The sequence below is a fragment of the Halomonas sp. A020 genome (genome assembly GCF_027943625.1).
GTDB classification, from domain to species: Bacteria; Pseudomonadota; Gammaproteobacteria; order Pseudomonadales; family Halomonadaceae; genus Vreelandella; species Vreelandella piezotolerans.
Map to the genome: position 1 here is coordinate 3,665,277 of NZ_AP022850.1, position 26,177 is coordinate 3,691,453.

The window sequence follows — 26,177 nt, forward strand, 5'->3', positions numbered from 1 at the left end:
CATAGCCCTGCACTCTTTCAAAGAGGAGAGACCATGAGTGATCGCGATACCCGCCATAAAGCATCGATGGAAAAACTCAAAGCGCGAGTGGACGAAAAAGTCGCCAATGCCACCGAGCAGCGCGGACTGCTGCTCATCAACACGGGTAACGGAAAAGGCAAAACCACCGCCGCCTGGGGCACCGTCACGCGCGCGCTGGGTTATGGCTACAAAGTAGGCGTGGTGCAGTTCATCAAGGGGTTATGGGAGTGTGGCGAGCGCAATCGGCTGGAAGACGATCCACATTTGAGCGTCGCTATCATGGCAACCGGCTTTACCTGGGATACGCAAAATCGCGAAGCGGACACCGCCGCCTGTATGGAGGTCTGGCAAGAAGCGCAGAAAATGCTGGCAGACCCCGAGACGTATCTCGTGGTGTTGGACGAACTCACCTACATGCTGAAGTTTGGCTATCTCGATATCGCCACGGTCAAACAGGCGCTACTGGACCGTCCGCAGGAACAAACCGTGATCATTACCGGGCGAAATGCCCACCGTGAGCTGGTGGCCATGGCGGACACCGTGACCGACATGCAGGAGGTGCGACACGCTTTCAACAACGGCCTTCAGGCCCGGCGAGGCATCGATTTCTAAGCACGATAAAGGGCGGCCAAGCCGCCCTTTGGGTATCACCTGAGGGTGTGCGACCTAGCCTTCGAACGGGTTGCGCAGCACGATGGTTTCAATACGATCGGGACCGGTAGAAATGATATCGATGCTGGTGCCTACCTGCTCTTCGAGGAAGCTGATGTATGCACGGGCATTAGCCGGTAAGTCTTCCACCTTCTTAGCGCCCAGTGTGGACTCTTTCCAGCCTGGCAGATCGTGATAGACCGGCTCTACCGCTTCGTAGCCCTCTGAATCCACCGGGTTATCCAGCACGTCACCATCCTTGCTGCGGTAGCCAACACACACACGGATGTTTTCCAAACCGTCCAGCACGTCCAGTTTGGTCAGGCAGATACCGGAAACCGAGTTGATTTGCACCGCATGACGCAGCGCTACCGCATCGAACCAGCCGCAGCGACGTGGACGCCCGGTGGTCGCGCCAAACTCGTGCCCACGCTCGGCTAGGTGACGACCATGATCGTCGAACAGCTCGGTGGGGAACGGACCCGAGCCAACACGCGTGGTGTAAGCCTTGGTGATACCCAGCACGTAGTCCAAATAGAGCGGGCCGACGCCAGAGCCGGTTGCCGTGCCGCCAGCCGTGGTGTTGGAGCTGGTGACGAACGGGTAAGTACCGTGGTCGATATCCAACAGCGAACCTTGGGCGCCTTCGAATAGAATGTTCTCACCGGCCTTGCGCAGGTCGTGCACCATACTGACGGTATCACTGACCATGGGGCGCAACTCTTCGGCCATCTGCATGGCGCTATCGAGCACTTCCTGGAAATCTACCGCCGGTTCGCCGTGGTAATTCACTAGCACGAAATTATGGTAGTCGAGCACCTCACCGAGTTTGGAGGCAAAACGCTCACGGTGGAGCATGTCACCCAACCGTAGACCACGGCGCGCCACCTTGTCTTCGTATGCCGGGCCAATGCCGCGACCGGTGGTGCCGATCTTAGCCACGCCACGGGCCTTCTCACGTGCCTGGTCGAGACGCACGTGGTAAGGCAGGATCAGCGGACACGCCGGGGAAAGACGCAAACGCTCACGAACGGGAACGCCCTTCGCTTCCAGTTCGCGGATCTCTTTGATCAGCGCTTCCGGTGACAATACGACCCCGTTACCGATCACACAGGTTTTACCTGGACGTAGCACACCCGAGGGGATCAGGTGTAGGACGGTTTTCTCACCGTCGATGACCAGCGTGTGACCGGCATTATGCCCCCCTTGGAAGCGCACCACGGCAGCAGCGGATTCGGTGAGCAGGTCAACGATCTTACCTTTGCCTTCATCGCCCCATTGGGTACCCAGGACTACGACATTCTTACCCATTATGCACTCGTCTCTTGTGTCAGGGCCGTTGTCTGCCAACGACCATCGATAAACTCAAGACGGCGGTCACAGCTGTGCTCCGCCGGCCCAGTACGCTGCCCAGGCAGCGCTTGAATTACGCGTTCACCCTGCTCACGCAGCGCGACGATGGCAGCGTTGAGCGACTCTTCTTCTTGGGCTGGCGCCCAAATGGCCCCCTGGCTGGGTGACGCCAATGCCAGCGATGCCAACTGCTTCAGGTCCATGGAGAAGCCGGTAGCGGGTCGGGCTCGGCCAAACGCGCGCCCAGTATCATCATAGCGCCCACCTTTGACCAGCGCATGACCATAGCCGGGCACGTACGCCGCGAACATCATACCCGTGTGATACTGATAACCGCGCAGCTCCGCTAGATCAAAATAGAGCGATACGTCAAAGCGCGCCAAAACGCCTTTGTAAAGCGCCTCGAGCTGATCTAGCGCCGCCGTCACGGGGGTAGGCGCGCCAGCAAAACGCTCGCGCGCCTCGCTCAGAACGCTGGCATCCCCATGCAGCTCGCCTAGCGCCACTAGCATATCTGCCAACACAGGGTCGCTAACGCTGGCACTGACCTGCTCAACCAGTTGCCCCGGCGATTTAAGCGCCAACGCTTCGAACAGCGCGCGCTCTTGCTCATCGTTAAGGGCAGCGGCTTCCACCAGGCTACGGTAGATCCCGATGTGCCCTAATGCCAAATGTATCTCGTCAGCGCCTGCCGCATGAAGACTGGCAAGCGCCAGATGAATAATCTCACTGTCGGCTTCGAGGCCAGCATGGCCAAACAGCTCGACTCCGACCTGCATTGGGCTGCGTCCCCCTTGATGCTGGTCGGCTTTGGCACGCAGCACATTGGTGCAGTAACACAGCCGAACTGGCCCCTGGCGTTTTAGGGAGTGGGCGTCCATCCGCGCCACCTGCGGTGTGACGTCTGCCGAGGCGCCCATCATGCGACCCGTCAGTTGGTCGGTCAGCTTGAACGTTTGAAGATCGAGGTCCGTACCGGTACCGGTCAGCAAGGAGTCCAAAAACTCCACCGGCGGCGGCATGACCTGGTCGTAGCCCCAGCAATGGTAAAGATCGAGCAGCGCACGGCGCAGCTCTTCCATGCGGCTTGCCTGAGGCGGCAGCACCTCATCCATGCCGTCGGGCAGTAGCCAGCGGTCAGCGATGGTCATGTGAACAATCCTGCGAGACGATGAAGGCCCTTTCTAACGACACCACTCGCTGCCTCACGAGGCGCTGTGTGGAACGTTCACGAAACGAGGGCCACAAAAAAACCGGGCGACGCCCGGTAGGTAAAGTCTATCACGTTTATGCGCTATATGAACCCCGCCAAGCGCAGTGCTTGGCGGGATGGGCGCATCACTCGGCGCTGTCGGGAACGGCGCTGCGTAGATAGCGGAAGAAGTCGCTATCCGGTTCTAGCACCAGCAGATTACCATCGCCAGAGAAGCTTTCACGATAAGCGTTCAGGCTGCGCCAGAAAGCGAAGAACTCTTGGTCCTGGCTATAAGCCTGCGAGAAGATAGCGGCTGCTTCGGCATCCCCCTCACCGCGCAGCGTCTCGGCACGCTCGTTGGCTTGAGCAAGCAGCACCTGACGGCGACGGTCGGCATTAGCGCGAATCCGCTCGGCCTCTTCCTGACCCTGTGCGCGCCACTCGCGAGCCTCACGCTCACGCTCTGAGCGCATGCGCTCGAAGACGGCTGCCGAGACATCTTCAGGCAGGTCGATGCGCTTGATACGAATATCGCGAATCGCCACGCCGAGTTCTTCACGCATGAGCTGATCGAGCTCTTCGGTGGGGCCTGTCATCAGGTCATCACGGCGCTCGGCAATGATTTCCTGAAGATTCAAACGACCGAATTCATTACGCAGACTCTCATCCACTCGCGGCTGAATGAGGCGGATCGCCATCAGTTCATCGCCTGCGGTAGCCTCGTAGTAGCGGGTCGGGTTGACGACTTGCCACTTGACATAGGAGTCGACGATGACCGCTTTCTGCTCAAGAGTCAGATAACGGCTAGTATCGGTATCCAGCGTCAGCAGCCGCACGTCGAACTTGCGGATGGTCTGCGCAATCGGAATTTTTACATGCAGACCCGGCTGAATATTCTCTTCGATGACTTCACCAAAGCGCAGCTTCACAGCGCGTTCGGTTTCATCCACGACATAAAGACTGTTGCTCGCTAGCCACGCGACGGCGGCCAAACCACCTACGATAAGCAGGGATCGGTTATTAATCATTTAGCGGCCCTCCCTGCGAATGGGGTTATTGCTGGACGACGATGAGGAGCTACTTTGGCTGCCTCGCAGCGACTCTAACACGCGCGGATCGACCGTATCGCTGCTGTTAGCACCGCTATCATTGCTCGCCGAACGACTGTCGTTACTGCTACCGCCGCGCATTTGATCGAGTGGCAAATACATCAGCGGCGCATTGTCGCTCACGTCCAGCAGAACTTTCGGCGTCCCACCAAAGACTTCTTCGATGGCATCCAGGTACATACGTTCGCGCATCACTTCCGGCGCGTTGCGATACTCGGTCAGCAGCGCATTGAAACGGTTAGCTTGACCCTGTGCTTCGGCCACCACCGACTCACGGTACCCTTGGCCCTGCTCGACGATACGCTGAGCCTGACCCTGTGCGGCCGGAATGATCGCATTGGCGTACGCCATACCTTCGTTGATCGTTCTCTGACGATCTTCACGGGCACGGATAACGTCATCAAAAGCATCGATGACGGGCGCAGGTGCCGACGTGGATTCGATGTTGATGGTTTGCAGGCGAATACCTGCGCCATAGGCATCCAGATACGTTTGCAGACGGCTCGCGACGGAGCTACCGAGTATCTCACGACCAGAGGTCAGGATATCGATCATGTCCGTGCCACCGACCACGTGCCGCAGCGCAGAGTCCAGTGCGTTCTCGATGGAGAGCGCCGGATCACGAACGTTCAGCACGAAATCGCGCGGATTCGCGACCTGGTACTGAGCAGAAATTTCCACTTCGACGATGTTTTCATCACGCGTCAGCATGGACTGAGTTTGAGAGACAGAGCGTACGCGCGTCACGTTGACCATGCGCACGTCATCGATGAGCGGCGGGTTCCACTGGAGGCCCGGCTCGACGATGCCCTGGTACTCACCAAAACGCAGCACGACGCCCCGCTCCGATTGGTCCACCAGATAGAAGCCCGAGGCTCCCCAGATGGCAAGCGCCACGATGAGCAGAAGGCCTGGCAGAGCAAACGAGTTACGAGGCTTACCGCCACCACTCTTGCCGCCACCACCGCCGCTCTTCTTGCCGCTGCCGCCTAGCATGCCGTTGAGCTTGTCTTGGAACTTTTTCAGCGCTTCATCCAGATCAGGCGGCCCCTGGTTGTTGCCACCATTATTGCCGCCGTTGTTTCCACCACCATTGTTCCCACCGCGATCGCCGCCATTACCGCGTCGGCCGCCACCGCTCCAGGGGTCGTGCTGGTTGCCACCACCGGGCTCATTCCAGGCCATACTTCGTCTCCACTAAGGTGTTCACCTGCACTTTGCCTTGATACTGAATGCAAGGCCGGGTGCTTTTGATATTATTGCTATATCAATCTTGTACCATACCTTTACAGCCGATGACTATGGGGGTAGGTACTCGATGGGCTACCATTCGTCAGATTCGCGTAATGCTTCTGGTAAATAGGTATTGGCACGCTCTCCCAACTGAGCCATCAACTGGTTGAAGTCGCGCCTCGGCAAGCGCACATCCAATACGGAGCGCCCCTGCTCGTCAAAACTCTCTTCGCGCACGGCATTGAGTTCATGCAGGCCTGCGCGCAGCTTACCTTGCTCTGGCGACAGGGTGAGCGAAAAACCAATCACGTCGTTGGCGAGCCGCTCGGTCAACGCTTCATGTAACAGCTCAAGCCCTTGGCCCTGCTGAGCCGATAGCCAGACCACCTCAGGTACGCCGTGACCATCTCGCTCGATACGTGGCGCACTATCGAGTTTGTCGATCTTGTTCATCACTTTGAGTACCGGAACGCTATCCGCCCCAATCTCTTTCAGTACGCTATCGACCTGCTCAACGTTAAGATCGCGGTCAGGGTCGGCCGCATCGATGACATGCACCAACAGCGTCGCTTCCGCCGCTTCTTGCAGCGTCGCCTGAAAAGCTTCCACCAACTTATGCGGCAAGTGGCGGATAAAACCGACGGTATCGGCCATGACGACAGGCCCTACGTCTTCGATTTCCAAACGACGGAGTGTCGGATCTAGGGTCGCAAAGAGCTGATCCGCTGCGTAGACCTCAGCGCTGGTCAGCGCATTGAATAGCGTCGACTTACCCGCGTTGGTATAGCCAACTAGCGACACGCTATGAATTTCTGCACGGGCTCGAGCACGCCGGTTCTGCTCACGCTGGCTGCGCACTTTATCCAAGCGCTTATGAATCGATTTGATACGGCCGCGTAGCAAACGACGGTCGGTCTCTAGCTGTGTTTCGCCGGGACCGCGCAGGCCGATACCGCCTTTTTGACGCTCGAGGTGCGTCCAGCCGCGAATCAAGCGCGTGGACATGTACTCGAGTTGAGCAAGCTCTACTTGCAACTTACCTTCATGCGTTCGTGCCCGCTGCGCAAAAATATCGAGTATCAGACCGGTACGGTCCAACACGCGGCACTTGAGCTCTTGCTCCAGGTTGCGCTGCTGGGAAGGACTTAAACTGTGGTTGAAGATAACCAGTTCAGCGTCATGAGCTGCGAGCATTGCCCGCAGCTCGTCCAACTTACCTGACCCTATGAAGGTGCGGGAATCAGGCCGCTGTCGACTCGCTGTGAGCAATGTCGCGGGCTCTGCGCCAGCAGAGCGCACGAGCTCCAAGAACTCACCCGGGTCTTCACGTGCCTGCTCATCGTAGAAATCTACGTGAACAAGTACTGCCGTTTCACCGGCGTCTGGGCGTTCAAAAAACAATCAATACCTCATGGACTCTTTTGCTATCCAGCGGTGTTAGATGTCAGCGTCGGGTGCTGACGGATCCTGTGCCGGCAAACGCACGTTGCGCGAGGGCACCACCGTGGAAATAGCGTGTTTATAAACCATCTGACTGACGGTATTGCGCAACAAGATGACAAACTGGTCAAACGATTCAATCTGGCCCTGCAATTTAATGCCGTTTACCAGGAAAATAGAGACCGGAATGCGCTCCTTGCGCAAAATGTTCAGGTACGGGTCTTGAAGGGACTGCCCTTTGGACATGTTGCTCTCCCTAAAACTGTCGTTGGGGTTGGTTATCAAATGGCGTGCCCTACTGGTGCTACGCCGCAATCTTGTTGCCCGAAAGGCCTAATGTGTCAAACGCGTTAGCCGGCCACTCGAAAACACTTGCTTACGAAATCACTATCTTACGCTAAGCACCGCTTTCACGCACGAATTTCAGAAGCTTATCCAGCGCATCTGGCTGCTGCGAATCGACCCATGTCAAGGACGGCCAGCTTCTCAGCCACGTCAATTGACGCTTGGCAAGCTGACGAGTGGCAATGATACCTCGTGCCACGAGTTCATCGCGATCATAAGCACCGTCTAGATACTCCCATACCTGACGGTAGCCAACGCTCTTCATGGATGGCAAGTTAATATGAAGATCACTACGCTTTTTGAGGGCAGCGACCTCGTCTATCAAGCCCTCTGCCAACATCATTTCGAAACGCCGGGCAATACGCTGATGAAGCACCTGTCGTTCGTTGGGTGCTAGGGCTATCGACAGCACCCGCCATGGAAAGGTTTCCGGCTGCTGCTCTGCCCATAGCTCGCTCATCGGCCGACCGCTCGCATAGTACACTTCCAACGCGCGCATCAGCCGTTGAGGATCATTGGGGTGTATACGTGCCGCTGAGGATGGGTCGACTTCGGCCAGCGTGCGATGCAGGCCAGCCAATCCCTCATGCTGACGCTGTGCCTCCAGGCGTTCGCGAATGGCAACGTCTGCTCCTGGCAAATTATCCACGCCTTCGACCAAGCGCTTGAAGTAAAGCATCGTGCCACCCACTAATAGCGGCACTCGACCGGCTGCGCTGATTTGACGCATTTCACGCAGGGCGTCTTCACGAAAATCTGCCGCTGAATAGGGGGCTGCAGGATCACGAATATCGATCAAACGGTGAGGCGCCCGCGCCAGTTCTGCCGCGCTGGGCTTGGCGCTACCCACATCCATGCCTTGGTAGACCATGGCAGAATCGACGCTGATCAGTTCATGGCCTAGCTGCTCATGGAGCGCTATCGCAGCGTCGGTTTTGCCAGCAGCCGTCGGCCCCATTAGAAATATCGCCCAGGGGCGTGTATCAGCCATATGCTCGACGCACTCCGTTAGTCCTTTTCATCGTCACTGGCCGCGCAAAAATAGGCGGTCGAGCGCTTTCATGCTCATTTGCGTCCAAGTGGGACGGCCATGATTACATTGATCGCTGCGCTCAGTGCGCTCCATATCACGTAGCAACGCGTTCATTTCATCGAGCGTCAAACGCCGGTTGGCCCGCACGCTGCCGTGGCACGCCATGGTAGAGAGCAGTTCATGAATACGCGCCTCGACCTGATGCGTACGACCATAGCGTGACAGCTCTTCGAGCATTTCACGCACCAGCTCCTCGGGGTCGGCCTGGGCCAGCAGCGCGGGCAGCTGGCGTACTAGCAGCGTTTCCGGACCAGCCACATCCAGCTCGACGCCTAGCTGAGCAATGGCGTCACGCTCGCTCTCTGCGATGGCCACTTCGCTGCGGCTGGCCGCCAGCGACACGGGCACCAGCAGCGGCTGGGTATCGATCCCCTTTGCCGCTGCCAGCTGGTTTTTCATACGCTCGTAGACGATCCGCTCGTGGGCTGCATGCATATCCACCAGAACGAGTCCCTGTGCGTTCTGTGCCAAGATGTACACGCCATGCAGCTGGCCCAGCGCAAAGCCAAGCGGCGGCGCTGTCGTGGCATCATGCTCCGGCATGACAGGTGGCGGCGCCTCACGCACTTCCGATGCGGTTGTGTGCGGGTGGGGCGGGCTAGGTTGTGGCGTTAACAGCGTCTCTTCGTGATCGGGATGCAGCGCCTGATACCCCTGCATAAAGCGGCGCACCCGCTCAGCGCCGGGGTGTCGCTCGGACGCTTCCGACAGCGGCATACCCTGCTGCTGCCAGCGGGGAGTCTCTGGCGCATCGCCCACGCTAGAGACGGTTTCGACTTGGCCCGTCGGAGCAGCCACCTCATTTTGCTCCTCATCGGTGGGCTTGGAGGCCGCCAAGCAGTGGTGCAAACTGGAGTATAGGAAATCATGCACCATACGCCCATCACGAAAACGTACTTCATGCTTGGTTGGGTGGACATTGACATCCACCACGTCGGGATCGAGCTCAAGATAAAGCACGAACACCGGGTGGCGACCGTTGTAGAGCACGTCGCGATACGCCTGACGAACCGCATGCGCAACGAGGCGATCGCGGACCACGCGGCCATTGACGAAGAAGTACTGCTGATCGGCCTGTGAGCGCGAGTGAGTTGGCAATCCCACCCAGCCACTGAGCCGCAGGCCACCCGCTTCGCGTTCGATGTAGCGGGCGTGTTCGATAAAATTCTTGCCCAACAGCGATGCAATACGCCGCTCACGAGAGGCGGGTGAATCTCCCTGGGGAAGCTGATGCACCACTTTCTGATTGTGCTTCAACACCCATGCAATGTCATAACGCGATAGCGCCTGACGACGAAAGGCCTCCTCCACATGGGCAAATTCGGTCTTTTCAGTGCGTAAGAACTTGCGCCGCGCGGGCGTGTTGAAAAACAGGTCGCGCACCGAGACACTGGTGCCCCGGGGGTGCGGTGCAGGTGTCACCCGGGCCTCCATACCGCGCCCTTCGGCTACGACCCGCCACCCCAGGCGGGGATCTTCCTCCGCGTTGGAGACCAGCTCCAAGCGCGACACAGAACTGATCGACGCCAGCGCTTCTCCACGAAAGCCCAGTGAACTAACCCCTTCCAGATCCTCGAGGCTACTGATCTTACTCGTGGCATGGCGCGCTAATGCCAGCGGCAGGTCCGCCTCGCCGATACCGATGCCGTCATCGCGCACTTTGATCAGCCTTGCGCCGCCCTGTTCGATCTCTACTTCGATCCGCTGACTGCCCGCATCGATGGCATTCTCGATCAGCTCTTTTGTGACTGACGAAGGGCGTTCGACCACCTCACCTGCGGCAATTTGGTTGGCCAGGCGAGGGTCGAGCACATGGATACGACCAGAGAACGAGTTCAATTCAGTCAACCAACACCTCAATATTCAGCATCTAAGTGGTTTATTAAGCATGCGTGTCACGAACTGGGGATACGTAGCACCTGCCCCACACGAATGATGTCGCCATTCAAATCGTTGGCCTGTTTCAGCTGGTTCACCGGGACACCGTGGCGAACGGCAATCGAGGAGAGCGTGTCGCCTGATTGGATGCGATATTCGTCGCCCGTGGGGCTGCGCTGATGATCCCGCTGCCACGCCAGCAGGCTGGCTGGCGGTGGATTACGCTGAAAATGGTCGCGCAGGCCGCTGAAAATGGCCGTCGAAAGCCCCTGTTGGTGCACTGGGTCGCGCAGGCGACGCTCTTCGTCGGGATTCGATATAAAGCCCACCTCAATCAGCAGCGATGGAATATCCGGTGATTTCAGCACCATAAAGCCCGCCTGCTCGACCCGGGATTTATGCAACCGGTTGACTCGCCCAAGCTGTTCGAGTACCTGCCCGCCAATCGACAGCGAGTCGTTGAGCGTCGCGGTCATGGTAAGGTCCAGCAGCACCCCGCGCAGCACTTGGTCTTTGTCACGCAGCGACAAACTGCCATCGACACCGCCGATCAGATCCGAGCGATTTTCACTATCGGCCAGCCACTGTGCCGTTTCTGATGTCGCCCCACGCTGTGACAGCGCATACACCGAGCTACCCTGAGGGCGGGGACTAGTGAAGGCATCGGCGTGAATCGAGACGAAGAAATCGGCCTTCTGCTCACGAGCCAGTTGGGTGCGCTGGCGTAAACCGAGGTAGTAGTCGCCATCGCGAATCAGCACGGCTTTGAACCCCTGCGTGCGATTGACGTCGGAGGCGAGCCGACGGGCAATTTCCAGCACGACATCTTTTTCACGGGTGCCCGCCGGGCCAATGGCACCCGGGTCCTCGCCACCGTGCCCGGCGTCGATGGCAATGATAATGTCCCGCTGTGGGTGCGGCTGAGCGGGCTGCACCTCTACCGGCGGCTGATCTGGCGCTGGAGATGGCACGTCGGCCTCTACGCCGGGTAGCCGCGCCTGGGCCGAGCGCTGTGCCATCATCTCCTGGTCACGAATCATCGCTTCGATGGGATCGATGGGATTTTCCACTGCACTCTCGCCGGGATACTCCAGATCGACCACCAGACGATGCCCATACTGGTCGTTAGGCGGAAGCGTAAAATGACGAGGCTCGATAGCACGGTTAAGCTCGAGCACCACCCTCAAGCCGCCCTCGTCTCGCACCCCCGTGCGAACGGCGGAAATGGCGCTGCCTTCCAGTGGCAGCGTGGAGGCATCGGTATTGAGCTGACTGTCGTCTAGATCGATCACCAGACGTGACGGATTGTCCAACGAAAATACGTTGGCTTGCGTGGCCCCCGTGAGATCGAACACCAAACGCGCGTGATCGGGTGCCGCCCAAAGCCGCATACTCTCGACGTTGGCCGCCTGCGCGGTGGTCGCACTGGCGGTCAATAAAAACGCACATCCTACTGCGCAGCGGATGAATAGCCGAACGAGGGGTCGTTTCATATCCATTGAATCCCACCACTCTCCCGCGAATTATCGATGATCCTTGCCTCCAACGGCGCTAAGACACGCTGGCCAAAGGCGGTTTCGGCCGTCAAACGCGCCGTTCGACCCTGCGCCGCTACGCAGAGCTGAATGCGCACATCGGGTGCGGGTAACCAACCCTCGCCTCTGCTGGGCCATTCGATCAGACAAAGAGCATCATCGGCGAGAACGTCTCGTCCGCCCATGAATTCAAGCTCTTCTGGGTCTGCCAAACGATACAAATCCAGATGGTAAATGCGTTGATCGCCCAGCTCGTAAGGCTCCACCAAAGTATAGGTTGGGCTCTTAACGGCTCCCTGATAGCCGTATGCTCTCAAAATGCCGCGCGTCAGGGTGGTTTTACCTGCCCCTAAATCGCCTTCCAAATAAACGCGCCCGCGACCACTTAGCGCTCGACCCAGCGCCTCACCAAAGGCAACGTGGGCCACTTCATCGTTCAATTGCACCTGCATGTTGGCCGCCTTCACGGGTTAATGAGCACTCGTGCATAGGATGCCAGATCACTGGCTAACAGGCCACGCTCTCCGGCGGCTTTGGCCGCCTCGTCGCCTGCCAGAGCATGCAGCATCGTACCCAGCCAAGCGCTCTGCTCCAAGCCGCCCAGTTGAGCCATCAAGGCGCCCAACATGCCGCTCAGCACATCGCCCATACCGCCGCTCGCCATGCCGGGATTCCCGTAAGGGCAGACGACCAGTCCGCTGGGACCCGCCACCAGGCTGCCAGCACCTTTCAGAATCACGACGCCCCCACGGGCGCGCTGCAACGCCCGGGCGGCCGCCGGACGATCCGCCTGGACATCGGCCACACTGCAGCCCAGCAGTCTGGCCGCTTCGCCAGGGTGAGGCGTCAATATCCAGTCGTCCCGACGAAGCGTTGGCCAGCGACTGGCCAGCAGGTTGAGCGCATCGGCATCGATGACGAGCGGTGTCGATGCCTGTAGTGCACTTTGCAGCACTGCCTGGCCCCAGGCCTCTTGCCCCATCCCTGGCCCAACCACCACGACATCCGCATTGGCGGGCAACTCGGCCACGTCGGCCCCGCTACGCACTGCACGCGCCATGACTTCTGGGCAGCGCACGAGACTGGCAGTCAGGTGTTCCTGTGCGGTAGCGAGCGTCACCTTACCTGCTCCTAAGCGCGCTGCCGCCTGAGAGGCTAGCAGCGCCGCACCACCAAACCCCGGCGCGCCGCCCATCACCAGTACGTGCCCTAGGCTCCCCTTATGGCTGGTGCGCGAACGAGGTGGCAATGCCTCACTGAGCATTGCCTCATCCAACCGCCAAGCGGTCGGCGGAATATCGAAAAACGCCTGCGCTTTGACGCCCAGGGGGCGAAAATCGATGTCACCGGCGTAGGCAGGCGCCTCGCCAGTATGTAGGCCGATTTTGTCGCCAATGAACGTTACCGTGCAGGTGGCCTCGACCGCCGTACCCAGCATCGCGCCGGTATCGGCCGACACTCCCGAAGGGATATCCAGCGCCAGCACGGGCTGAGACGCGGTGTTAATGGCCGTAATGGCCTGCTTGACGCTGCCTTCGACCTCACCGGTCAATCCCGTACCCAGCAGCGCATCGACGATGACCTCGCCAGTCAGCGTCGTGCTTGGCTGCCACTCTTCGAAGCTGACGCCTGCAGCCGTGGCCAGCTCGGCGGCGCGCGCCACGTCACCAGAAAGCGTATCTAGCGGCTTCAGAGAAAGACGCTGCACTTTGAGGCCCGACTGCATGGCCAGCGCTGCCAGCACGTGACCGTCACCGCCGTTGTGACCGCCGCCACACAGCACGGTCACGCTGCGCGCCTGGGGCCAGCGCGAGCGAAAACTGTGCCAAGCGCTGGAGGCCGCTCGCTGCATCAAGGCAAAGCTGTCGATCCCCCCGGCAATGGTACGCCTATCCAACTCACGGACCTGTGATGCGGTGTAGAGAGGACGAAGTGAAGAGGTGTTCAACGTAGACACAATGACTCCTTGTAAAGGCCTTAAATCAACCCTCATGCGCATACCTTACCCGCGTCGTCATACGCGGCATGTCGTGCCAGCGGCTAATGCGTTAGCATAGCGCGCTTAACGCATCACCGTTGACTGACCATGCCAAGTTCCATCACATTTCCACCCTCCAGCGACGCTCTGACCCATGACCACCTGCATCGGCTGGCCGAGCAGATCAAGCAGTGGGGACGCGAGTTGGGCTTTCAACAGGTCGGCATCGCCGACACGGACCTAGCTGCCCACGAGGCGCACTTGAACCGCTGGCTGGAGAGTGGCTATCACGGCGAGATGGCTTTCATGGCCAAGCACGGCACCAAGCGCACGCGCCCCGAGGAGCTGGAACCCGGCACGCAGCGGGTGATCAGCGTGCGCATGGACTATCTGCCCGCCGAAGTAGAGAGTGCCAAAGTATTGGGGCAGCCGCACCGCGCCTACGTATCTCGCTATGCATTGGGGCGTGATTATCACAAATTGATGCGCAAACGTTTGGCGCAGCTAGCCAAGCAAATCGAGCGGGAAGTAGGAAAATTTGGCTTCCGCGCCTTCGTGGACTCGGCGCCGGTGATGGAGCGCGCGCTTGCCCAGAAGGCGGGCTTGGGGTGGTTCGGCAAAAACGCTATGCTACTGAACCCCAAAGCAGGCTCGCTGTTTTTTCTTGGCGAGCTGTATACCGACCTCCCCCTGCCCGTCGATGCGCCCTTCGAGCAGGAGCACTGCGGTAGCTGTAGCGCCTGCCGCACTGCCTGCCCCACCGGGGCCATCGTGGACGATAAGGTCGTCGATTCGCGCAAGTGCATCTCATATCTCACCATCGAGCTACCCGGCGCCATACCCGAAGAGTATCGGCGCGCCATGGGCAATCGCGTGTATGGCTGCGACGATTGCCAGCTCGTTTGCCCGTTCACACGCTTCACGAAAATCACCCAAGAAGCAGACTTCACGCCACGCCACGATCTCGATCGCGCCTCGCTCATTGCGCTGTTCAGTTGGGGCGAAGAGGAGTTTCTCGACAAGACCGCCGGTAGCCCCATTCGCCGCATCGGTTACGAGCGCTGGCTGCGCAATCTCGCCGTTGGCCTGGGCAACGCCCCGTGGAGCGATGCCGTCGAGGCCGCGCTATGGGCCAGACGGGCCTACCCAAGCGACCTAGTGCGTGAACATGTTGCCTGGGCACTCGCGGAGCAGCGCCGCAAGCGAGATGCGCGTATCGCCACGCGCGCCTGAACGCTACTCCTCTTCGTCTCTGCCATCTTCCACGCGTAAAAACGTGCGACGATAGTGGGCCAGTTCCGCGATCGACTCCTTGATGTCGTCCATGGCCAAGTGGGCGTTTTGCTTCTTGAAGCCCGCCAGCGCACCAGGGTTCCAGCGCTTGGCCAGCTCTTTGACGGTCGAGACATCCAGGTTGCGGTAGTGGAAAAACGCCCAAAGTTCGGGCATTTCCCGCTCCAAAAAGCGGCGGTCCTGGTGAATACTGTTGCCGCACATCGGCGAAGAGCCTGCAACGACGTACTGGCGTAAGAAATCGAGTGTCTGACGCTCTGCTTCTTGCGTCTCGACGGTGCTCGCTTTCACGCGCGCCACCAATCCAGACTCACCGTGAGTTTTCTGGTTCCAATCGTCCATATTGGCCAGCAAGCGATCGGGCTGCTTGACGGCGATCACCGGCCCTTCTGCCACGACATTCAAACGAGCATCGGTGATCAGTGTCGCCACCTCGATAATACGCTCTTTATCCGGTTCCAGACCGGTCATTTCCAAATCGATCCACACCAACAGGTCACTACGCGGTGCGCCGTTTTGCTCGCTCATTACATTCATTCCTTGGTCAGAGTCGCCCTTGTTTCGGCGCAGTGAACAAAAGTGTCGCTTATCTTGCGCCAACCCGCACCCCATACAGGACAGTGGGCCGCCTAGATGGGTACAATGCCGTCTATTGTAACGATCATCGGGTGGTCATGAGCAAACGTAAATTAAGCCGTCAGCAGCAGTGGCGCGTCGAGAAAATCCAAGCCGAACGCGCCCAGCGTGCCGAAAAACGTGATGCCAAGGACGCCGAAAAGCTCTCCGCGGGCGAATATGGCCCCGAACAGCCGGGCCGCGTCATGGCCCATTTTGGCCGCACGCTGGAAGTTCGTGACGCCGACGGGACGCCCATACGCTGCCACCTGCGCGCCAACCTCGAGGGTTTGGTGACCGGTGACCGAGTCATCTGGCGGGCAGGCCAGGACGGCTCGGGGGTGGTCGTTGCCCGCGAAGAGCGCGACAGCATCTTAAAGCGTCCCGACCCCCGCGGTCAGCTCAAGCCGGTCGCGGCCAACATCGACCAGCTGCTGATCGTGTTTGCCGTGGAGCCCGCGCCCCACACCAACCTGATCGACCGTTATCTGGTCGCTGCCGAAGCGACGGGAATCGCGCCGGTACTGGTACTCAACAAAACGGACCTGCTGCCCGACGATGGCGGCGAACTAGGTAAGCTCTTGGAGCGTTATCGTGCGCTGGGCTATCCCGTCATACGCACGACAACGGCCAATCCCCACGGTTTGGATGCGCTGCGCCAGCAGTTAGAGGGGCGCACATCGGTCTTCGTCGGCCAAAGCGGGGTGGGCAAGTCTTCATTGATCGACCTGCTCTTGCCCGATGAAAACCTACGCATTGGCGCGCTGTCGGAAGATTCACGCAAAGGGACCCACACGACCACCACGGCAAGGCTCTACGCCATGCGCCGCGACGAGGTCAGCAATGGCGAGCTGATCGACTCACCAGGGATTCGGGAATTTGGTCTGATCCATCTGGACGAGCAGGACGTAACCGAGGGCTTCATCGAGTTTCATCCCTATTTGGGCCTGTGCCGTTTTCGCGACTGTCGCCACCGCAATGAGCCAGGCTGTGCTTTACTAGAGGCCGTCGAGGCAGGCAAGATTCATCCAGAGCGCTTTGCCAGCTACCGACGCATACTCGATAGCTTGAACCCGTAGTAACGAATTCTCCATGATGGGGTGGCATCGCGACACCCTGTCGTGTTCGTTTTACCATCCAGGACAGGGAACCGGACATGAGCACTGCCAGCCACTCATCAGAGCACAACCTACTCCCGCTCATCGTCGAGCCGGAGCAGCTACACGCGCACCTGCAGGCGCCCCAACTGCTCATCATCGACGTGCCCGTCAACGGCGACAGCTACCGCCAAGGCCACGTTCCTGGCGCCGTCTATCTCGATTTCCGCTACCTGATGCGCGGGGAAGGTCCAGTCCCCAATGACGTGCCATCGGTCGCATTTCTCTCTAGGCTGTTTAGCGCGCTGGGATTGACCCGCGACACCCATGTGGTGGCCTACGATGACGAAGGCGGCGGCTGGGCGGCACGGCTGCTCTGGACGCTGGAGCTGATTGGCCACACCCGCTACTCCTACCTGAACGGCGGCATTCACGCCTGGCGTGACGCAGGGCTGGAAGAGAGCACCGAGCTGACCGCCCCGACACCCAGCGACTACCACGCCGAGATTCTCAACCCCAACGTCGCCATCACCTGCGACGAGATCAAAGAGAAGCTCGGCGACAAGCGGTTTGCCATCTGGGACGCCCGCTCCAAGGCGGAGTACGACGGCGAACGCGGTAATAACAAACACTTAGGACACATTCCTGGTGCAGTGAACATGGATTGGCTGGACGCCATGGATCGCAGCCGCGCGCTGAGAATCCGCGACTACGCCGAGCTGATGACCGAACTCAATGCGCTTGGACTCACTCCCGACATGGAAATTGCCACTCACTGCCAAAGCCATCACCGCAGCAGCTTTACTTGGCTAGTCGGCAAGGCGCTTGGCTTCAACATGCGCGGCTATGCGGGATCTTGGGGCGAGTGGGGCAATCGCGACGACACACCTATCGAGAAATGAAGACATTACTGTGACTCTTTCCCAAAAAGCCTTTTCACTGCTGCAGTACCCGCTGCCTCAGCACGCCCTATCACGCCTAACGGGTAAGTTTGGTCAGTGCGATCACCCTTGGGTAAAAAACACTCTGATCAATGCGTTCATCAAGCGCTTCAACGTGGATATGAGCCAGGCGCTCGAGCCAGACCCGACCGCCTATCCCACGTTCAACGACTTCTTCACCCGGGCGCTAAGAGCCGATGCGCGCCCACTGGGTGACGGTGTGCTGAGCCCTGCTGACGGCACGCTCTCTCAGTTTGGCCGCCTCACCACGGCGGGCATGCTAGTGCAGGCCAAGGGGCACACGTTTTCCGCTCAAACGTTGCTGGGCGGCGACAAAAGGTTGGCCGATGAGTTTTTGAACGGCAGCTTTGCGACAGTCTATCTCTCGCCAAGCGATTATCACCGCGTGCATATGCCGGTAACCGGCACGCTCCGGGAAATGATCTACGTGCCTGGGCGTCTCTTCTCGGTCAATCAAGCTACCGCTAACCATGTGCCCGGCTTGTTCGCCCGTAATGAACGCTTAGTCTGTATCTTCGATACCGAACACGGCCCGATGGCCATGGTGCTGGTGGGCGCCATGATCGTGGCGGCCATCGAGACGGTTTGGTCTGGTCAGGTCACGCCGCTGTCGGGCCACCCGCAGCGTATGCGCTTCGGGCAGCCCATCGTGCTGGAAAAAGGCGCGGAGATGGGCCGCTTCAAGCTGGGTTCCACCGTGGTCATGTGCTTTGCCAACCCCATTACGTTCGGCAACCATGCGCTAGGGACGAAAATCCAGATGGGCCAGTCCCTAGCGACAGCCACGCCTTAATGCAAGACGGCCAACGCTATTGGTCAGCAGTTGGCCGTCGAAAACGCCAAGACCTCTTCCAAACGTGCTTTGCCCAGCGCCAGCTGAATCAAACGATCCAGTCCTAGCGCTACGCCGGAAGAGGCGGGCAGCCCCTGCTCTAGCGCTGCCAGCAAATGAGCATCGACCTCCACTTCCGTCAGCCCTAACCGGCGGCGTTCGGCATTATCCGCATCGAAACGCTGGCGCTGCTCTTCGGCATCGGTCAGCTCATCGTAACCGTTGGCCAGCTCGATGCCGTTCATGTATAGCTCGAAGCGCGACGCCACCCACTCACCATCGGCATCTCGATGGCGGCGCGCCAGCGCCGCCTGGCTCGCCGGGTAATCCACTACCACGCTCAGCTCCTGCTGCCCAAGCGTGGGCTCGATGACCATGCCCATCAATAGATCCAGACACGTATCGCGCCCCTCTTCGGCTAGCGCTTGGGCCGACATATTGCCCCGCTGCGCCGCTAGCGTTCGCAGCGTTTCCAGCGACGTGGTGAACGGGTCGACTTCCAAGTGACGATGGAAAAGTTCACGATAACGGTAGTGCACCACCGGGCCCGGTGACTGCGGCAGTACGTGCGCCACCAACGCCGTCGTTTCCTCGATCAGCTGTGCGAGTGTGAATCCAGGGCGATACCACTCCAGCATGGTGAATTCGATATTGTGTCGTGCCCCCACTTCACCATCACGAAAGCTTTTGGCCAGTTGAAAGATGGGGCCGCTGTCGGCTGCCAGCAGCCGCTTCATATGAAACTCGGGCGAGGTTTGCAGCCACAGTTTGCGCTGACCTTTATCCGTGCGGGCAAGCGTCGCTAGCGACACCAAATGCACATCGGTACTCCCTCCCTGGCCGAGCACTGGCGTCTCCACTTCCCATATGTCCCGCGCGGCAAAAAAGGCGCGCATCGTAGCGATCAAGCGAGCGCGCTCGCGCAAGGTGTCCACCGTTGCCGTTGGCTGCCAGTTCAGTGTCATTCCCTTCTCCCTAACAGCATAAAGCCACGCAATAGTATCGCGTGGCTTTATCAATGAAATGCTCGAGCGACTACGTCTGCCGCTTTGGTTATCGCGCGATCAAGCGCGTGATACGTACTCACCAGAACGGGTGTCGATTTTCAGGACTTCCCCCTGGTTAATGAACAGCGGAACGCGAACCACGGCACCTGACGACAGTGTGGCTGGCTTCGAGCCGCCCTGGGCCGTATCGCCCTTCAAGCCGGGATCGGTTTCGACTACTTCCAGCTCGATAAAGTTGGGCGGCGTGACCGAGATCGCCTTGTCGTTCCAAAGGGTCAGCGTATACGGCACCTGCTCTTTGAGCCATTTTTCAGTATCGCCGAGCGCTTTTTTCTCGACGGCATACTGCTCGAAAGAGCCGTCGGTCTTCATGAAGTGCCACATATCACCGTCGGTGTAGAGGTACTCCATTTCCAGGTCCATGACGTCGGCACCTTCCAGTGAGTCGCCAGATTTGAACGTACGCTCACCGACACGACCCGTCATCAAGTTGCGCAGCTTGACGCGGTTGAACGCTTGGCCTTTACCCGGCTTGACCAGCTCGTTCTCGACGATCGAGCAAGGGTCGCCGTCGAGCATTACTTTCAGACCGGCCTTGAATTCGTTGGTAGAATAGTTCGCCATAATGTTTCTCAATCATCCATTTCAGTTATTGGCTTCGACAGGTGATGCGCGATGCCATACGTTGCCTATGGCGTCGCTCAATAAGTGCGCGCATGATAACCCGAAGGAGGGCTTTTTTGCAGGAGAACATCATTATTGCCGCGTCTGAAGCGCAAAGCCATCGTGACGCACGGGTGCCTTCCACTTGGCAGCAGCAGCTTACTCACGCCATTCGCGACCCACAAATACTGTGTGAACGGCTGGGTTTGAGCCGTGACTGGCTAGCGGGCGCTCGAATAGGGCATGACCTTTTCGACGTGTGCGTGCCGGAAGCGTACCTCACACGAATCGCCCATGCCGACATCAACGACCCCTTGTTGCGCCAAGTGATGCCGCTAAGCGAAGAGGCGCTGACGCCTCAAGGCTACGTCGTCGATCCTCTGGAAGAGGCCGACCATCGGCCAGCGAAAGGGTTGATCCATAAGTATGCGGGCCGGGTGCTGCTGATCGCCAGCCCTAACTGTGCGATCAACTGTCGTTACTGCTTTCGCCGCCATTTCCCCTACAGCGATAACTCCCCCTCAAGAGCGCAGTGGCAGGAAGCACTCGACTACCTACGTAGCGACACGACCCTACACGAGGCAATTTTGTCGGGTGGTGACCCGTTGGCGGCCAATGACCGCCAACTGGCCTGGCTGGTCGAACAGTTAGAAAGCATTGCTCACCTCAAGCGACTGCGCATTCATACCCGTCTACCGGTGGTGATTCCTGACCGAGTAGATGACGCTTTACTCGGCTGGCTCACATCGACACGCCTGCAAACGGTCGTGGTATTGCATATCAACCACGCCAACGAGATCGATCAGGCGGTCGTCGATGCCTGCGCGCGACTCAAACGAGCGGGCGCAACGCTCCTCAACCAGAGCGTGCTGCTGCGCGGCATCAACGATGACGTCGCCACCTTGGCAGCGCTGTCGGAGCGGCTGTTCGAGGCAGCCATTCTGCCCTACTACCTGCATGTACTCGATCCTGTACAGGGCGCTGCCCATTTCGATGTGCCCGACGACGAAGCCCGCGACTTGGTGGCTGCACTGCGCGATCATTTGCCCGGTTTTTTGATGCCGCGCTTGGTGCGGGAGATCCCCGGAAAAGGGAGTAAAACGCCGCTGTGATACATTTGGTAAAACTGCGGCTCTCAGTAGCTCGGGTGACTCAGCAATGAAGCGACGACCGAGACGTTAGTTTACATCTTTCAGATAGGCCCAGCGTACAGCCACCAGTTCATCCGCCGTGATGAGCAACACCTCCTGCCTATGCTTGGGCCTCTAAGGTTTGATCAACAGAGCCTTCATAAATACTGGGTAAACTAGCGACGCTCTGCACATGTATTGAAATAATGAGCGTTTTAAATAGCTACTTCTCGTCATTGATCCGCGATGACGCCTCCTTCGAAAGCTGTTCCGGGGATGCCGCCGACCAAAGAGGCCTAGTCTTGTCGCAAGTAGAACCATATCAGGCACCCAACATGCACGCGCTATCCCTCTGCTTACGAAAACGGGATAGGCGTCTTTGGAGCTTTTGCATGTTTCCAGATCGTAAGGATGTCGTTTTCTGCTAGGTTTATAAGTCTAACTCTGCTTGATGCGGCGTTAGATTTCAGATCAGGAACCACCCACGGCAGGAGGCCAACTCGTCATGTCGTCATCTTTTCCCTCAAAATCGGGCGCGATCGTCCTGCTAATCGCGTCGCTTACGGGGCTTGCCATCGCGCTGTATGCCTATTTCACTCCACTGACCGGCGTCACTGGAACACTCGGTGCATTGGTAGCCATCTTGGCCTGTCTCGCGCTTGCCATATTGGCCTTGCTACTGGCGTCTACTCAAGGTCCCGGCTCTGCCATTTTCCTCCGGATACTCATTCTGCTGGGTCTCGGCGGCACGGGATTCGCCGCTGTGCTACTTCATCAATGGTGGATAGGCGTAGCCATGGTAGTAGGCCTGATAGGCCTGATACTCGACCTGATGCGCCCAGCGCACCTTGCCCATTCTTAAGGAGTTGCTCATGACGACCCGTTTATCCTTCTCCAGCGCTCCACTGATGTCCTTTAAGCCTGGTTTAAGCGCGATGACCGCTTTGACCCTCGGCCTAACCCCGTTGCCGCTCATGGCTCAGGAGGTCTCAGTCGAGAACGAACCATCAACAGCGCAAGACAATGCTTCATTGGAAACAGCTTCTAGCGCCGCGCCCATCCCATTGGTACCTGGAGAGCCTACCTGGGACAGCTTCCACGGCCAGCTCAACGCCCAGAAGTACAGCCCGCTCGATCAGATCACTGCAGATAACGTCGCCGATTTGGAAAAAGTCTGGGAGTTGCATACGGGCGATGTGGCCGATGGCTCAGGCGATCTGCCCGCGACGGTTTGGTCAGCCACGCCGGTGTTTGCCAATGATACGCTGTACATCGGCACGCCGTTTTACCGGATCCTGGCACTTGACCCTGCAAGTGGTGAAGAGAAATGGAGTTTCGATACACAATCCTCCTTGGAAGCTCTCACCCAGCCCGCCTTGAAGAATCGCGGTGTCGCCTATTGGGAGGCGAATGATTCAGTAGCAGGCGAGCCCTGCCAAAAAATAATCTACATGGGCACCATGGATGCCCAGCTGTTTGCAGTCGACGCCGATACCGGCGAACAGTGCGCAGACTTTGCCGAGAACGGCGTGCTCGACGTCAATCAATGGAACGACACCCACGATAAATGGCCCTTGTCATTACTGCAGCCTCCCACCGTTGTGGGCGACCACTTGATTCTTGGCTGGGCAGGCAATGATTGGGCCTACGAGCAGGCGCCCCCTGGCACGGTCTTCTCCATCAATGCGCGCACCGGCGAGCGCGAATGGACATTCCAGGCGCTCTCTGATGAGGTGCGAGAGCAGAGCGGAACGGCTAACGTGTGGACACATATGTCCGCTGATGAAGAGCTAGGGTTGGTATATTTACCCGTGTCTTCGCCATCCCCCAACTACTGGGGCGGCAATCGCACCGAGGAAGTGCCCTTAGGAACATCCACCACCGCCGTGGATATCGAGACAGGCGAGGTGGTGTGGTCACGCCAATGGGTTCACCACGATATCTGGGATTACGATACCGTTGCGGCCCCGACGTTGATGGACATTACCGTCGATGGCGAAGAGATCCCGGCACTGCTTCAGGCGACCAAAATGGGCTTTCTCTTCGTGGTGAATCGCGAAACCGGCGAGGACGTGTGGCCTATCGAAGAGCGGCCAGTGCCGAGCGGCGACGGTAGCGTCGAAGGTGAGGTTTACGCGCCCACCCAGCCATTCCCGACCAAACCGGTACCGCTGTTGGATCAATCCGAGAAACCCAACGTTTGGGCGCTTGCCGACGCAGTCAGCTTTGGCGAATGCTCGGCGCTCTGGGATGAACTCCGCTACGAAGGCATGTACACCCCACCGACGACTCAAGGTGAAGGCACGCTGGGCTATCCCATTAGCGCCGGCGGCGTGCAGTGGGGTGGAGTGGCCTTCGAGCCTGACAGCCAGACCGCTATTGTCAATACCTCGCACATCGTGCAGTACATCAAGCTATATGAGCGCGAGGCCTATGAAAAAGCAGATAGCGGATCAGGCAACGAAAGCGGCTTCGCCCCTCAGGAAGGAGCGCCCTACGGTATGCGTTTGGAAGTCGCGCTCAATCGCTGGGGCATGCCTTGCTGGGAGCCGCCCTTCGGCGAACTCGTTGCCATCGATATGACCACGGGAGACATCAAATGGCGCCGACCAATGGGCGTTTCTCAACAGTATGGCTTCTTCATGCCCGAACGTTGGGGCTCGCCTACCATTGGCGGTCCAGCCGTCACCGCAGGTAACGTCATTTTCATCGGCGCCTCGATGGATGCCAAGGTACGTGCCTACTCGCTGGAAACCGGTGAGGAGCTATGGTCGGACCAAACCGAAGCCCCTTCCGTCTCCAACCCCGCGGTCTATGAGTACGAGGGCCGGCAATACGTCGCCTTCGTCTCTGGTGGCAATACCATTCTGAAAAATCAGGTAGGTGATCAGATCGCCGTTTACGCCCTGCCAGAATAGCGTCGGCGGTTGAGGCATCCATTAACGGAGCGGCCTATAGGGGGCAGCTCCGTTTTGATTAACGCCCACTGTCAGTGCGTTGATATCCTTTTTGGAGGAATCGTCTGAGCACTTATCCCAATGTCGCTGCCGTCACGTTTGCCGCTGCGGGCTGAGTGGAGTAGTGGCGATTAATGGCGCTCAGCACTCCCTTCATGGAGGCGCTGGTGATGCTCTCATCGGTGCCTACGCCGAACACCGCTTTGCCATCGATACGCACCTCGACGTAGGCGATGGCCTCGGCATCGGCTCCCTGGCCACGGGAGTGCTCGTGGTAGTCGATGATTTCCACCTCTTGCCCGCTTGCCACCAGCGCTTTGATGAACGCGGCCAGCGGGCCGTTGCCTTCGCCGGTCAGAGTTTGCCGCTGACCACCATTCTCGACCGTCGCTTCCAGCGCCACTTTAGGGCTATCTGGCTCGGACGAGAGGCGATGGTTGACCAGTGCCAGGGGTGAACGCTGTTCCAAGTATTCGTCGGCGAAGGCTTGGTAGATCATCTGCGAGGTGATCTCTTTACCCGTGCGGTCGGCGACTTCCTGGACCACTTGGCTGAACTCGATAGAGAGTCTGCGCGGCAGTTCGATCCCGTACTCCTGCTCTAATAAGTAGGAGATACCGCCCTTGCCCGACTGGCTATTCACGCGAATGACCGCTTCGTAGCTACGGCCAACGTCTAGGGGGTCGATGGGCAAGTAGGGGACATCCCACGGCGCTTCAGGGTGAACGCGACGGTCGGCCATGCCCTTTTTGATGGCATCCTGGTGAGAGCCCGAGAATGCGGTGAAGACCAGATCGCCCACATAGGGATGACGTGGGTGAACGGGCAACTGGTTACAATACTCGGCCTCACGCATGATGGGAGTGATGTTGGAGAAGTCGAGCTGCGGGTGAACGCCTTGGGTATACATGTTCATCGCCAGCGTGACGATATCCACGTTACCCGTACGCTCGCCGTTGCCAAACAGCGTGCCCTCGACGCGATCCGCTCCCGCCATCAGCGTTAGCTCGGCGGCCGCCACGCCAGTACCACGGTCGTTGTGCGGGTGAACGCTGACGATCAGGGTATCGCGCTTTTTCACATGGCGGCAGAACCACTCGATCTGGTCGGCGTAGTTGTTCGGCGTGGCGACTTCCACCGTGGCCGGCAGGTTGACGATCATTTTATTGTCGACGCTAGGGCCAAAGGTATCCATCACCGCCTCGACGATCTCGACGGCGAAGTCCATCTCGGTGGTGGTGAATAGCTCGGGGGAGTACTGAAAAGTCCAGTTCGTCTCCGAGTTGGACGCCATCAAGTCACGAATCTGTGCTGTCGCATCGACGGCAATCTGCACGCACTCGGTTTTATCCACGTTGAACACCACCCGACGAAACATCGGGTCGGTGGCATTGTAGACGTGAACGATGGCGTTCTTGACGCCCTTCAACGCCTCGAAGGTGCGCTCGATCAGGTGTGGACGCGCTTGGGTCAGCACCTGAATGGTCACGTCCTCAGGAATTTTGTCTTGCTCGATCAGCGAACGTACGAAGTCGAAGTCGGTTTGCGACGCGGAAGGGAAACCCACTTCGATCTCTTTGAAACCGATTTTCAAGAGCATGTCGAACAGGCGCTGTTTACGCTCTTGATCCATCGGATCGATCAGCGACTGGTTGCCATCGCGCAGATCCACGCTGCACCAGATGGGCGGAGTGTCGATACGCTGGCTTGGCCACTGGCGGTCAGGCAAGTCCACGGCCACGAAGGGGCGATACTTTTTAGAGGGGTCGGACAGCATCATAGTGGCGCTC

General features: G+C 58.8%; 23 protein-coding genes. 8 read left to right on the top strand and 15 right to left on the bottom strand.

Translation table 11 applies throughout. From position 1 onward, the window contains the following. Positions 1-33 precede the first annotated feature (33 nt). Positions 34-633, top strand: a complete 600-nt coding sequence (gene cobO / locus FRH_RS17280; protein ID WP_219861119.1) for a cob(I)yrinic acid a,c-diamide adenosyltransferase — start codon at positions 34-36, stop codon at positions 631-633. Positions 634-687: 54 nt separating this feature from the next. Here the strand turns inward: cobO and FRH_RS17285 are convergent, their stop codons facing one another. The 11 genes from FRH_RS17285 to FRH_RS17335 form a co-directional block, all read right to left on the bottom strand. Beyond that, entirely contained in the window at positions 688-1,983 is a 1,296-nt protein-coding gene (locus tag FRH_RS17285) for an adenylosuccinate synthase (protein WP_139527133.1), read from the bottom strand. Continuing rightward, positions 1,983-3,176: an ATP phosphoribosyltransferase regulatory subunit gene (locus FRH_RS17290; RefSeq protein ID WP_281997325.1), complete on the bottom strand. Its 1,194-nt coding sequence runs from the start codon at positions 3,174-3,176 to the stop codon at positions 1,983-1,985. Before FRH_RS17290 ends, FRH_RS17285 begins: the two co-directional genes overlap by 1 nt. Before the next feature lie 187 nt (positions 3,177-3,363). Continuing rightward, positions 3,364-4,248 (bottom strand): protease modulator HflC, encoded by an 885-nt coding sequence (gene hflC / locus FRH_RS17295; RefSeq protein WP_139527131.1) that lies wholly within the window; start codon positions 4,246-4,248, stop codon positions 3,364-3,366. Beyond that, complete coding sequence (gene hflK / locus FRH_RS17300; protein WP_139527130.1) at positions 4,249-5,514, bottom strand: FtsH protease activity modulator HflK; 1,266 nt, start codon at positions 5,512-5,514, stop codon at positions 4,249-4,251. It abuts the gene before it with no gap. Between the two features lie 138 nt (positions 5,515-5,652). Then, positions 5,653-6,963, bottom strand: a complete 1,311-nt coding sequence (gene hflX, locus FRH_RS17305) for a ribosome rescue GTPase HflX (protein WP_139527129.1) — start codon at positions 6,961-6,963, stop codon at positions 5,653-5,655. A gap of 36 nt (positions 6,964-6,999) precedes the next feature. Next, positions 7,000-7,248 (bottom strand): RNA chaperone Hfq, encoded by a 249-nt coding sequence (hfq, locus tag FRH_RS17310; RefSeq protein ID WP_139527128.1) that lies wholly within the window; start codon positions 7,246-7,248, stop codon positions 7,000-7,002. A gap of 151 nt (positions 7,249-7,399) precedes the next feature. Further along, positions 7,400-8,338, bottom strand: coding sequence for a tRNA (adenosine(37)-N6)-dimethylallyltransferase MiaA (miaA, locus tag FRH_RS17315; RefSeq protein ID WP_239296946.1), 939 nt, complete (start codon positions 8,336-8,338; stop codon positions 7,400-7,402). Positions 8,339-8,371: 33 nt separating this feature from the next. Then, the gene (gene mutL / locus FRH_RS17320) at positions 8,372-10,288 is read right to left on the bottom strand and encodes a DNA mismatch repair endonuclease MutL (RefSeq protein ID WP_281997326.1); all 1,917 of its coding nucleotides are present in this window, start codon (positions 10,286-10,288) and stop codon (positions 8,372-8,374) included. Positions 10,289-10,335: 47 nt separating this feature from the next. After that, on the bottom strand, positions 10,336-11,817 hold the full coding sequence (locus FRH_RS17325) for an N-acetylmuramoyl-L-alanine amidase (protein ID WP_139527126.1): 1,482 nt from the start codon (positions 11,815-11,817) through the stop codon (positions 10,336-10,338). Further along, positions 11,808-12,305 (bottom strand): tRNA (adenosine(37)-N6)-threonylcarbamoyltransferase complex ATPase subunit type 1 TsaE, encoded by a 498-nt coding sequence (tsaE, locus tag FRH_RS17330; RefSeq protein ID WP_153842847.1) that lies wholly within the window; start codon positions 12,303-12,305, stop codon positions 11,808-11,810. Before tsaE ends, FRH_RS17325 begins: the two co-directional genes overlap by 10 nt. A gap of 11 nt (positions 12,306-12,316) precedes the next feature. Beyond that, complete coding sequence (locus FRH_RS17335; RefSeq protein ID WP_219861129.1) at positions 12,317-13,810, bottom strand: NAD(P)H-hydrate dehydratase; 1,494 nt, start codon at positions 13,808-13,810, stop codon at positions 12,317-12,319. Positions 13,811-13,939: 129 nt separating this feature from the next. On the opposite strand from FRH_RS17335, the gene queG reads away from it, so the two are divergent. Beyond that, a complete protein-coding gene (gene queG, locus FRH_RS17340; RefSeq protein WP_153842845.1) occupies positions 13,940-15,064 on the top strand; it encodes a tRNA epoxyqueuosine(34) reductase QueG in 1,125 nt (374 codons plus the stop codon). A 3-nt stretch (positions 15,065-15,067) separates the two neighbouring features. Here queG and orn read toward each other — a convergent pair whose 3' ends face one another. Continuing rightward, the gene (gene orn, locus FRH_RS17345) at positions 15,068-15,652 is read right to left on the bottom strand and encodes an oligoribonuclease (RefSeq protein ID WP_139527122.1); all 585 of its coding nucleotides are present in this window, start codon (positions 15,650-15,652) and stop codon (positions 15,068-15,070) included. Between the two features lie 146 nt (positions 15,653-15,798). On the opposite strand from orn, the gene rsgA reads away from it, so the two are divergent. The 3 genes from rsgA (at position 15,799) to asd (ending at position 18,591) form a co-directional block, all read left to right on the top strand. Next, positions 15,799-16,818 carry a small ribosomal subunit biogenesis GTPase RsgA gene (rsgA, locus tag FRH_RS17350; protein WP_281997327.1) on the top strand — a complete coding sequence of 340 codons (1,020 nt, stop codon included), beginning with the start codon at positions 15,799-15,801 and terminating at the stop codon, positions 16,816-16,818. Positions 16,819-16,895: 77 nt separating this feature from the next. Continuing rightward, positions 16,896-17,738, top strand: coding sequence for a sulfurtransferase (locus FRH_RS17355; protein ID WP_219861135.1), 843 nt, complete (start codon positions 16,896-16,898; stop codon positions 17,736-17,738). 10 nt (positions 17,739-17,748) lie between these two features. After that, positions 17,749-18,591 (top strand): archaetidylserine decarboxylase, encoded by an 843-nt coding sequence (gene asd, locus FRH_RS17360; protein ID WP_281997328.1) that lies wholly within the window; start codon positions 17,749-17,751, stop codon positions 18,589-18,591. Positions 18,592-18,614: 23 nt separating this feature from the next. On the opposite strand, the gene epmA is transcribed toward asd, so the two are convergent. Both epmA and efp read right to left on the bottom strand, forming a co-directional pair. Next, positions 18,615-19,595, bottom strand: a complete 981-nt coding sequence (gene epmA, locus FRH_RS17365; protein ID WP_281997329.1) for an EF-P lysine aminoacylase EpmA — start codon at positions 19,593-19,595, stop codon at positions 18,615-18,617. Positions 19,596-19,694: 99 nt separating this feature from the next. Beyond that, positions 19,695-20,261 (bottom strand): elongation factor P, encoded by a 567-nt coding sequence (gene efp / locus FRH_RS17370; protein ID WP_139527117.1) that lies wholly within the window; start codon positions 20,259-20,261, stop codon positions 19,695-19,697. Positions 20,262-20,377: 116 nt separating this feature from the next. Between efp and epmB the strand changes: the two genes are divergently transcribed. The 3 genes from epmB to FRH_RS17385 all read left to right on the top strand — a co-directional run bounded on the left by epmB (position 20,378) and on the right by FRH_RS17385 (position 24,348). Next, positions 20,378-21,412 carry an EF-P beta-lysylation protein EpmB gene (gene epmB, locus FRH_RS17375; RefSeq protein ID WP_239296937.1) on the top strand — a complete coding sequence of 345 codons (1,035 nt, stop codon included), beginning with the start codon at positions 20,378-20,380 and terminating at the stop codon, positions 21,410-21,412. Between the two features lie 523 nt (positions 21,413-21,935). Further along, complete coding sequence (locus tag FRH_RS17380) at positions 21,936-22,292, top strand: hypothetical protein (RefSeq protein WP_281997330.1); 357 nt, start codon at positions 21,936-21,938, stop codon at positions 22,290-22,292. Positions 22,293-22,338: 46 nt separating this feature from the next. Beyond that, a complete protein-coding gene (locus FRH_RS17385) occupies positions 22,339-24,348 on the top strand; it encodes a pyrroloquinoline quinone-dependent dehydrogenase (protein ID WP_139527255.1) in 2,010 nt (669 codons plus the stop codon). 112 nt (positions 24,349-24,460) lie between these two features. On the opposite strand, the gene leuA is transcribed toward FRH_RS17385, so the two are convergent. Beyond that, a complete protein-coding gene (gene leuA / locus FRH_RS17390; protein WP_281997331.1) occupies positions 24,461-26,167 on the bottom strand; it encodes a 2-isopropylmalate synthase in 1,707 nt (568 codons plus the stop codon). Positions 26,168-26,177 lie beyond the last annotated feature (10 nt).

Excerpts from the sequence above, each read along its gene's own strand:
- miaA (WP_239296946.1), bottom strand. The coding sequence starts at position 8,338 with ATGGCTGATACACGCCCCTGGGCGATATTTCTAATGGGGCCGACGGCT.
- cobO (WP_219861119.1), top strand. The coding sequence starts at position 34 with ATGAGTGATCGCGATACCCGCCATAAAGCATCGATGGAAAAACTCAAA.
- FRH_RS17385 (WP_139527255.1), top strand. The coding sequence starts at position 22,339 with ATGTCCTTTAAGCCTGGTTTAAGCGCGATGACCGCTTTGACCCTCGGC.
- efp (WP_139527117.1), bottom strand. The coding sequence starts at position 20,261 with ATGGCGAACTATTCTACCAACGAATTCAAGGCCGGTCTGAAAGTAATG.
- tsaE (WP_153842847.1), bottom strand. The coding sequence starts at position 12,305 with ATGCAGGTGCAATTGAACGATGAAGTGGCCCACGTTGCCTTTGGTGAG.
- hflK (WP_139527130.1), bottom strand. The coding sequence starts at position 5,514 with ATGGCCTGGAATGAGCCCGGTGGTGGCAACCAGCACGACCCCTGGAGC.
- FRH_RS17285 (WP_139527133.1), bottom strand. The coding sequence starts at position 1,983 with ATGGGTAAGAATGTCGTAGTCCTGGGTACCCAATGGGGCGATGAAGGC.
- rsgA (WP_281997327.1), top strand. The coding sequence starts at position 15,799 with ATGAGCAAACGTAAATTAAGCCGTCAGCAGCAGTGGCGCGTCGAGAAA.
- leuA (WP_281997331.1), bottom strand. The coding sequence starts at position 26,167 with ATGATGCTGTCCGACCCCTCTAAAAAGTATCGCCCCTTCGTGGCCGTG.
- hfq (WP_139527128.1), bottom strand. The coding sequence starts at position 7,248 with ATGTCCAAAGGGCAGTCCCTTCAAGACCCGTACCTGAACATTTTGCGC.
- orn (WP_139527122.1), bottom strand. The coding sequence starts at position 15,652 with ATGAGCGAGCAAAACGGCGCACCGCGTAGTGACCTGTTGGTGTGGATC.
- FRH_RS17325 (WP_139527126.1), bottom strand. The coding sequence starts at position 11,817 with ATGGATATGAAACGACCCCTCGTTCGGCTATTCATCCGCTGCGCAGTA.
- FRH_RS17355 (WP_219861135.1), top strand. The coding sequence starts at position 16,896 with ATGAGCACTGCCAGCCACTCATCAGAGCACAACCTACTCCCGCTCATC.
- FRH_RS17290 (WP_281997325.1), bottom strand. The coding sequence starts at position 3,176 with ATGACCATCGCTGACCGCTGGCTACTGCCCGACGGCATGGATGAGGTG.
- FRH_RS17380 (WP_281997330.1), top strand. The coding sequence starts at position 21,936 with ATGTCGTCATCTTTTCCCTCAAAATCGGGCGCGATCGTCCTGCTAATC.
- queG (WP_153842845.1), top strand. The coding sequence starts at position 13,940 with ATGCCAAGTTCCATCACATTTCCACCCTCCAGCGACGCTCTGACCCAT.
- hflC (WP_139527131.1), bottom strand. The coding sequence starts at position 4,248 with ATGATTAATAACCGATCCCTGCTTATCGTAGGTGGTTTGGCCGCCGTC.
- epmA (WP_281997329.1), bottom strand. The coding sequence starts at position 19,595 with ATGACACTGAACTGGCAGCCAACGGCAACGGTGGACACCTTGCGCGAG.